Origin of the sequence: Shewanella sp. 5_MG-2023, from assembly GCF_030547465.1 — a bacterium.
GTDB lineage: Bacteria > Pseudomonadota > Gammaproteobacteria > Enterobacterales > Shewanellaceae > Shewanella.
Genome location: NZ_JAUORC010000023.1, coordinates 80378 through 88939 on the forward strand (window position 1 = coordinate 80378; position 8562 = coordinate 88939).

6 protein-coding genes are annotated in these 8562 nt (G+C 40.4%); 4 read left to right on the top strand and 2 right to left on the bottom strand.

Features of this window, described 5'->3' with window-relative positions:
• The first annotated feature begins 88 nt into the window (after positions 1–88).
• Positions 89–778: a phosphate regulon transcriptional regulator PhoB gene (phoB, locus tag Q4557_RS14525; RefSeq protein WP_102439538.1), complete on the top strand. Its 690-nt coding sequence runs from the start codon at positions 89–91 to the stop codon at positions 776–778.
• A 221-nt stretch (positions 779–999) separates the two neighbouring features.
• A complete protein-coding gene (phoR, locus tag Q4557_RS14530; RefSeq protein ID WP_303413570.1) occupies positions 1000–2295 on the top strand; it encodes a phosphate regulon sensor histidine kinase PhoR in 1296 nt (431 codons plus the stop codon).
• 244 nt (positions 2296–2539) lie between these two features.
• Here phoR and Q4557_RS14535 read toward each other — a convergent pair whose 3' ends face one another.
• Positions 2540–3751 (bottom strand): SIR2 family protein, encoded by a 1212-nt coding sequence (locus tag Q4557_RS14535; protein WP_303413572.1) that lies wholly within the window; start codon positions 3749–3751, stop codon positions 2540–2542.
• On the bottom strand, positions 3730–4047 hold the full coding sequence (locus Q4557_RS14540) for a hypothetical protein (protein WP_303413574.1): 318 nt from the start codon (positions 4045–4047) through the stop codon (positions 3730–3732). Before Q4557_RS14540 ends, Q4557_RS14535 begins: the two co-directional genes overlap by 22 nt.
• 1485 nt (positions 4048–5532) lie before the next feature.
• On the opposite strand from Q4557_RS14540, the gene Q4557_RS14545 reads away from it, so the two are divergent.
• Together Q4557_RS14545 and Q4557_RS14550 are read left to right on the top strand one after the other, a co-directional pair.
• A complete protein-coding gene (locus Q4557_RS14545) occupies positions 5533–6504 on the top strand; it encodes a PstS family phosphate ABC transporter substrate-binding protein (protein ID WP_303413576.1) in 972 nt (323 codons plus the stop codon).
• Positions 6505–6672: 168 nt separating this feature from the next.
• Positions 6673–8457 (top strand): M1 family metallopeptidase, encoded by a 1785-nt coding sequence (locus Q4557_RS14550; protein WP_198589994.1) that lies wholly within the window; start codon positions 6673–6675, stop codon positions 8455–8457.
• Positions 8458–8562 lie beyond the last annotated feature (105 nt).

Sequence of the window (8562 nt, forward strand, 5' to 3'; positions counted from 1 at the left end):
TTTAATTCCATTTAGGGCCTTGAGATCATATTTCTGTAATAAAACTGACCAATAATACTAACGCGGCAAACTACTCACAGATAATATTATGACAGCTAAGATTTTAATTGTAGAAGATGAGTCAGCCATTCGAGAAATGCTGACATTTGTTATGGAACAACACGGCTTTACTACAACGGCTGCTGAAGATTTTGATTCAGCAATAGACCTACTGCAAGAACCTTATCCAGATCTGATTTTATTAGACTGGATGTTCCCAGGTGGAAGTGGAATACAATTAGCTAAGCGTTTAAAGCAAGATGAGTTTACTCGTCAAATTCCTATCATCATGTTAACCGCTCGCGGTGAAGAAGAAGATAAGGTTAAGGGATTAGAAGTCGGTGCAGATGATTACATTACTAAACCGTTTTCACCAAAAGAGTTAGTGGCACGTATTAAGGCTGTGTTACGCCGTAGTGCGCCAACACGACTTGAAGAGCTTATCGATGTGCAAGGGTTACAATTAGATCCGGTAAGCCATCGTGTCTCTGTTGGTGAGTCAGTGCTAGAAATGGGCCCAACCGAGTTTAGGTTACTGCACTTTTTCATGACTCACCCTGAACGTGTCTATAGCCGTGAACAGCTATTAGACAATGTGTGGGGCACCAACGTCTATGTTGAAGATCGCACTGTCGATGTCCATATACGCCGCTTACGCAAAGCCGTTGAAGACTCAGGCCATGATAAACTGATTCAAACCGTTCGCGGTGCGGGATATCGTTTTTCAACCAGAATGTAATTACTCACTATCAGCCAAAGCCTAATATACTGTTGTATTTCACTTTTGTTGTTTAGGTAAATGTAAATATTGTTATTTATTTACAGTAATTTAAGTGTAATTCAACGGCTTGGCTATAGTCAGTAACATGGTTTTAAGTTATCTTGTGAACCATTATTTTTCGACCGACAATACGGTAAAAAATCTGCTTAAGATTTTTTACCATCATAATTAGGCCGCTTATGTTTCGAGCTTACTCAGGGTCCAGACTTCTCCTTCGCCTTGTGGGGATCTTGTTGATTTTTGCCATCATAGGCATGATCATCAATCAAGTTTATATGAGTATTATTGTCGGTTGTATTGCCCTTTTAGGCTGGCATTACCGCCAAATTACCCGCTTAAATTACTGGCTTTGGAAAGACCGCAAACTCACTCCACCTCAAGGCACTGGCAGTTGGGAAGGTATTTTCAATGGCATATACCGCCTGCAAGGTAAAAATCGTCGCCGAGTTGGCCAGTTAGCGTCAATTTTAGGCCGCTTTAGGCAAGGTGCTGAAGCCTTACCAGATGCTGCGGTCGTACTTGATTCTGAACTCAATATTTTATGGTGTAACAAACTGGCGCAACTGCTGCTGGGTTTTGTTTGGCCCCAAGATAGCGGTCAACGCATTGATAACCTCATCCGTCATCCTGATTTTTCGGCCTACCTTAAGTCTGGTAAATTTAACGAGCCATTAGAGCTACCCTCACCACTATCGGATCAACGCTTATTAGAAATACGCTTAATGAGCTATGGCGACAGACAGATGCTACTGATTGCCCGTGATATTACCCGCATTAATCAGTTAGAGGGTATGCGCAAAGAGTTTGTTGCTAATGTATCCCATGAGCTAAAAACCCCGCTTACCGTACTGCAAGGTTATCTTGAGATCATGCAAAGCATGGAAGAGCCTGACAGCATGAACCATAAGCCACTTAAATTGATGCAGCAGCAAACTAGGCGAATGCAATCAATGGTGGAGCAGTTATTAGTGTTATCGCGTATTGAAGATGGGGCTGATATTGATTTAGAAAAAACCATCAATATGCAGGTCATGTTGGATATTTTAAAAGATGAAGCCTCGGCATTGGCAATGGATCAATACCAGCTTGAGTTCATTTGTGAGGATAATTTAAATTGTCACGGTAACGAAGTGCAATTGCGAAGCGCCTGTACTAACTTGATTTCAAATGCGATTCGTTACACAGAGCCAGGCGGCAAAATTACCATTCGCTGGGAGTTAGTCCCAAGCGGCGCTAAATTTTGCGTAACCGATACCGGCCTTGGGATAGCGCCACATCATATAAGCCGCTTAACCGAACGTTTTTATCGGGTTGATAATGCCCGCTCCAGTAAAACTGGTGGTAGTGGTTTAGGGCTAGCGATTGTAAAGCATGCGCTTAATCATCATTACAGTGAGTTGCACATTACCAGTGAGTTAGAAAAGGGCAGTTGTTTTAGCTTTATTATTCCAGCACATTTGGTGATTAAGGGGTAATGACTTTCCCCTAAATTTTTAGCATTAAAAAAGCAGACATCAATGTCTGCTTTTTTGTTTGTGTGACTTGTTGTGATAGCTGGTAAATTGCTGGTTCTGACAAGCTTTTGGACAGAAACGTTTTAGAAAAGCCAGTGTTTCAATTTACTTTTCATAAAAGTTTACCCTAACACCACTAAATTCAGAATATACCCAATTGGGTCCAACAAGTCTGAATTGTAAAACCGCCTTTCGGCGGTTTTCACTAACTATTCCTTTTATAATCGAATGCACATAGTAGGCGTCGATAGCCAGTCCCTTTTTTGTCTGGCATTTGTTTAAGAAACGCTTCAACTTCTTCTAAAGGAACCTTTTCATTCCATGTTGACCACATTATCGCATTGATTTCATTCGCTCGCGTGACAGAATTATCATCAAAGATTTCTTGTAAACACGAATGAGTGGTTTCAACGGAACAAGGTAAACTCGCAACGTTATCTTCAATTTTTCTTCGTTGCTGCTCTTTTAATGCAGTAGACTTTTCAAGATTGGGGTAAATCAGGTCGAACGCGTAAATAGGGAACCATTGCGAGACTGCTATGTTTATCTTATCTATTAATCTAATCAAATGATGGTTTGACTCTTCAACAATATCAAAATAGTCAGACATAAAGCTAGATGCGTTCCTATGCTCATATGTAATGGATTTTGCTGAACCAATTACAAGAATCTTATCGCTATTATCAAGTGAATCGATATCTTCTGTAATGTTTACCTTAATGCTGCTGCCATCAGAGCTTGCACCAGAATAGATATCTTTAACAATACTCTGAACTTTTCGAATATCCATTGCAGAAACAGGTAGGTTCAAGTTAGAAAGGGATTTGTAGATTTCATTAAAATCATCTGTTTTCAACTTATTAATTCTAATAGTTGAAAATCCCTCTAGGTCAATGTCATGCTCGCTTATTTCATGTGATTGAGAACCAGGTTCATACTCAACTAATAGAAAGTTATTGCGGATTTTTTCTGCATTATCTGAATTAGGTTCGATATAGGTAAAAATGGTCTTCAACAGGCTCTTAATATTTTCATCGCCGATTCCATATCCTATAAAAATTATAGGGTTATGAATAAAAATTGATAGTAGCTGCGCTCTTATTAGTTCATACTTCTTGTTGAATTGAGCGTAATCATCTTCGGTGATGATTACTTTTGATGGATCGGTGCTGCAACCATGAATTTTATATACGGAACCATATGGGTTGCTAAGCAAGATATCATTTCCCACTAGAGGCTCAAAGCCAAAAACATTCTCGATTAGAGCATCATAGTTGGTGGTGATTACTGAACCGATATTTTTGCGGATTTTCTTTAGCTCCGCCAGCTCATCCTTTTTTTCTTCCTTGTAGTTAAGCTCACTTACTAGCTGCGAAATATAAACTTTGAAACGGCTTAAATAGTTTTCGCTTTCCATCTCACGATAGAAAATGTCATTGATTTTTCGAATTTTCCGTGTCGATCTTTACCTAGATCAGCATTAAACTCCTGCTCAATTTTCGTTGCAATTTGGGTATAATCATATTTACCGTTATCTCGACATTCAGCTTTAATATCAAGATAGAACTCGTTGTTCCCTTTGAGCTCAAAGGCTATGTGTTTTAGTAAGCCATCCCATGTAAAAGAATTATTTAGATAGCGTAGACTTAAACCAGCTCCTACAAACAGAACTGGGTGGTTTCTGTACTGCCCTATAAACTCATGTATGTTCATCCCAACCTCAAGCAGCCTATGTTGTACTTAGTGTACCCCAAGTCATTAGCGCTGTGTCAACATCATTTTAAAACAATGATATAGCTAGATAAAAGCTATAACACCAATTCTTTAACACAGGCGTAATTAACCTTTACATTGTTGTCTTCCTCAACGATTGTTAGTACTGAAAAGTGCTTATAATCAGCTGCATTGAGCATCTTTTTGGCTGATACACAACTGTTCCAAAACTGTGAAATAACGGGCTTTTAATTGTGAGCATATATTCATTAAAATCTATCTAACCTGTAACTTTGAATTTACTCCCACTATTAATTAGTTGCTCTAACAAGGAAAGGGGCATAAACGAGTTACCAGCACCAGCTTTAAACTTCATTTATATTAGATCAGTAACAGCAGGCCATCACTTCAATCTAACCAATTGCCTGCCGCAGGCTTATGTGCAAGCACGACTGTGACACGCTGCACTCTTTATATAAATCAAAAGGTCCCTGAAAGCTCGGCCATGACGTCCTTGTCATGGACGGTCACAGCCGCGCTTACACCGGAATTTTCATCTCTTCGATTTAGCTTTTTATATTGCAACAAGTAAAAGCCAAATATCAAAAGCTAGACAATCTATAAATCTAAGAAAGTAAAAGACTAAAACTCAATTTGAATTGAGGACGTTGAAGAAAATAGCGTGATGCTCACATGGATGTGAGCATAGCTTTCGAGGTGCAGGATCACTCCTTAGCATCCATGCCACCGTGACATTTGTAAATCCATTTACTTCAGACTCACCATCGGAAGCGTTAGCATTTTCACTCTTTATAATAAACAGGGGCCGAAGTTAGCAACAAACGAAGTTAAAAGCTGGATAAATCCCCATCGAAAATCATGCGCTTTTCAGCATTTTTCGTTAGGGGCGGCGGGGCCTAATTCATTAATAAAGAGTATGGAGGGTAATGCTGTTGATACCCTTTTGGTTGGGTGTGGGTGGAAAACCCACGACGTTAATCCAAACGGAGTTTGGAAATACAAAAAAGGCATCAACAGTCTAATTTGGGTGCGGACTAGGTATCACGACTTTGAATTGTTCATAATAACCGATTCTTTAAGCCACAATAATGCTTCTTTAAAATGGTCAGTATCAAATAACTTACATGAAGCGGGTTTTATAAGGTCTTGCGGATGCGTCTGTAAACTATTTGTTGGTCTTTATTGCAACAAAGCCTAACTTGTTAGGTAAAAACTGCAGGCTTAATAAATAACTCATAGTCAAAATTAGCTGTATTAAGCAATTTAAATAAACTGATTTTCAGCTAATGCCATGATTTTTAACTGCTTAAGGTTGCCATTAATTAGCTTTGGAACGTGTTTGGTGTGATTGTTAAAAGTGTTAATTGTCATACTGCTGTCACATTAGCGTCATAGACTTGTCATCATCGTCATTGATACTGAGCCTGTCTTAAATAACAACGCTTATAATACCGGAGCACAAAAATGAAACTTAAACAGCTAGTTGGCGCTATCGCCTTTTCTGCAGCTGGTGTATTTTCAGCTACATCTATGGCAGCCATTGATAAAACATTACCTGTGTACGAAAAAACCAGTGGTGTTTCAGGTAACTTGTCATCAGTGGGTTCAGATACTTTAGCTAATATGATGACCTTATGGGCTGAAGATTTTAAACATATTTACCCTAACGTAAATATCCAAATTCAAGCTGCCGGTTCTTCTACTGCGCCGCCAGCATTAACTGAAGGTACTTCTCAGTTCGGTCCTATGAGCCGTCAAATGAAGCCTAATGAAATTGAAGCTTTTGAAAAACATTATGGTTACGCACCAACAGCTATTCGTGTTGCAATTGATGCATTAGCAGTATTTGTTCATAAAGATAATCCAATCGAAGGGTTAAGCATCGAGCAAATCGATTCAATCTTCTCATCAACTAAAAAGTGTGGTGGTGATGATGTAACGCGTTGGGGCGATGTTGGGCTAGAAGGTAACTGGGCTAAGAAAGACGTGCAATTATATGGTCGTAACTCAGTATCAGGTACTTACGGTTACTTCAAAAAGAAAGCACTTTGTAAAGGTGACTTTAGACCAAACGTTAATGAGCAACCAGGTTCTGCTTCAGTAGTGCAATCAGTTTCTCAAGGTCTTAATGCTATCGGTTATTCTGGTATCGGTTACAAAACTGCAGGTGTTAAAGCGGTAGCGCTTTCAAAGAAAGGCACTAAATACATCGCAGCAACTGCAGGTAATGCAGCGAATGGGACTTACCCATTATCACGTTACTTATACGTTTACATCAACAAGCACCCTAACAAAGATTTATCACCAATGGATCGTGAGTTCATCCGTTACGTGTTATCTCTTCAAGGTCAGCAAGTTGTTGAGAAAGATGGCTATGTACCACTACCACGTAGTGTTGTAGCAAAAGATTTACAAAAAGCAGGTATTAAGCTGTAAGCTAAACTGCTTCTTTTTAAAAAGCTTCTTTTTAAAAAGCCTCTTTTTAAGAGGCTTTTTTATTTCAAATAGTGAGCGTTAAGTTTACTAGATACACAGTGATACTCGATGAAAAGCGGCCATTGGTATACAGTACTCATTAGAACTTTTGGAGTAATGGATATCAAAATGCGCAAGCTTTGGGACAATAATCGTGATTATCATTCAGTGGCAAATACTGATCAGATAAAAGTGCATCATTTACAGTTAAACTTAGATGTTGATTTTGATAAGCAGCAATTAGTCGCTCAAGCGACACTGCAATTTAATCGCTGTGAAGACTGTAATGAATTAGTGCTAGATGGCCGGGATTTGATTATCGATACCATTACCGATAATAGTGGTCGCTTGCTTGAATTTAGTATTGAGCATATCAATGAGCGACAAGGCGAGAAGATTATCATTGCAGTAGGTGATGACATCAACCAAGTGACCATCAGTTATCGTACCTCCCCAAAGGCGCAAGGGCTGCAATGGCTGACGCCTGAGCAAACCTTAGGTAAACAAGTCCCTTATCTTTTTAGCCAATCTCAACCGGTTAATGCCCGCAGTTGGATCCCTTTGCAAGATACTCCCAAAGCGCGTATTACTTTTTCAGCTGCCGTTAAGGTCAATAACGGTTTACGGGCAGTGATGAGCGCGGCAAATAGTGACATTATGCCCGCTGATGGCGTGTTCCAGTTTGAGATGGAAAAGCCCATTCCGACCCATTTACTAGCACTGGCAGTAGGAGATTTAGCTTACGGGGCCATTAGTGACCGCTGCGGTATTTATACCGAACCTGCGATGCTAGCCAAAGCGTTGGCTGAGTTTGAAGATACCGAGGAGATGATATTAGCGGCTGAGTCCTTGCTTGGCCCATATCCATGGGATCGCTATGACATGATAGTGTTACCGCCGAGCTTTCCCTTTGGTGGCATGGAAAATCCACGACTGGCTTTTATTACTCCTACCTTGATAGCGGGCGATAAAAGCTTAGTGTCTACCGTAGCCCATGAGTTAGCTCACTCATGGACGGGCAACTTAGTCAGCAATGCCACATGGCGAGATTTATGGCTCAATGAAGGCTTTACCACTTACTTTACTAATCGTTTAGTGGAAAAAATCTATGGCAAAGAGCAAGCGGAGCTTGAGTGGGTTATTGAGTTTGGCCGCCTTAAAGAAGAAATGATCTCCATGCCATTAGCTGCGCAAACATTGCCGGCTAATGTGCAGCAACAAGATGCCAATGACGCTTTTAATCGCTTTACCTATGACAAGGCATCAATGTTTGTCCATGAACTTGAAGCGCGCTTAGGCCGTAACGATTTTGATCAATTCTTATTTGATTATGTGCAGCATTTTAAGTTTCAAGCTATTACCACTGAAACCTTTATTGAATATGCCAAGCAAACCTTGCTTGTGCAGTATCCCGAGGCCATCAGTGAATCAGAGTTGATGACTTGGGTATACGGTGAAGGATTACCCCAATGGTTTGTTGGGCCGACATCCACAAGCTTAGATAAAGTGGATTTGGCATTGCAGCAATTAAAGCTGGGCGACAGTGCGGCTAAATTGAATGTGGCTGGTTGGCGAGTGCATCATTGGCAGTATTTTATCAAACAGCTACCGCTGCAACTCACGCAGCTACAACTTACCGATCTTGATAGCGTGTTTGGCTTCTCGGGTTCACAAAATGCTGAGCTTGCCTGCGACTGGTACAGTGTAGCCATCCGCAATAACTATGAGATAGTGCTGCCAAAGGTTGCAGCCTTTTTAGGTCATATTGGCCGAGCAAAGTTTGTTAAGCCGCTTTATAACGAGTTATTAATTGCCGGGTATGAGCAACAGGCTTTAGCGATATTTCAGCAGGCAAGGGCAGGTTATCATCCTTCACTGCAAGTACAACTTGATGCACTGATGCAGCAGCTTTGAAGCTCGGCGCTATTGATTAACAATGGCTAAAAAAATGGCAACCCAGTGGGCTGCCAGAAGTATTACTTTGCGGGTTTTGCTAATAATGCGCTAGCGTATTAACAA

Coding starts and splice junctions, on each gene's coding strand:
- Q4557_RS14550 (WP_198589994.1), top strand. CDS start 6,673: ATGCGCAAGCTTTGGGACAATAATCGTGATTATCATTCAGTGGCAAAT.
- Q4557_RS14535 (WP_303413572.1), bottom strand. CDS start 3,751: ATGGAAAGCGAAAACTATTTAAGCCGTTTCAAAGTTTATATTTCGCAG.
- phoB (WP_102439538.1), top strand. CDS start 89: ATGACAGCTAAGATTTTAATTGTAGAAGATGAGTCAGCCATTCGAGAA.
- Q4557_RS14540 (WP_303413574.1), bottom strand. CDS start 4,047: ATGAACATACATGAGTTTATAGGGCAGTACAGAAACCACCCAGTTCTG.
- phoR (WP_303413570.1), top strand. CDS start 1,000: ATGTTTCGAGCTTACTCAGGGTCCAGACTTCTCCTTCGCCTTGTGGGG.
- Q4557_RS14545 (WP_303413576.1), top strand. CDS start 5,533: ATGAAACTTAAACAGCTAGTTGGCGCTATCGCCTTTTCTGCAGCTGGT.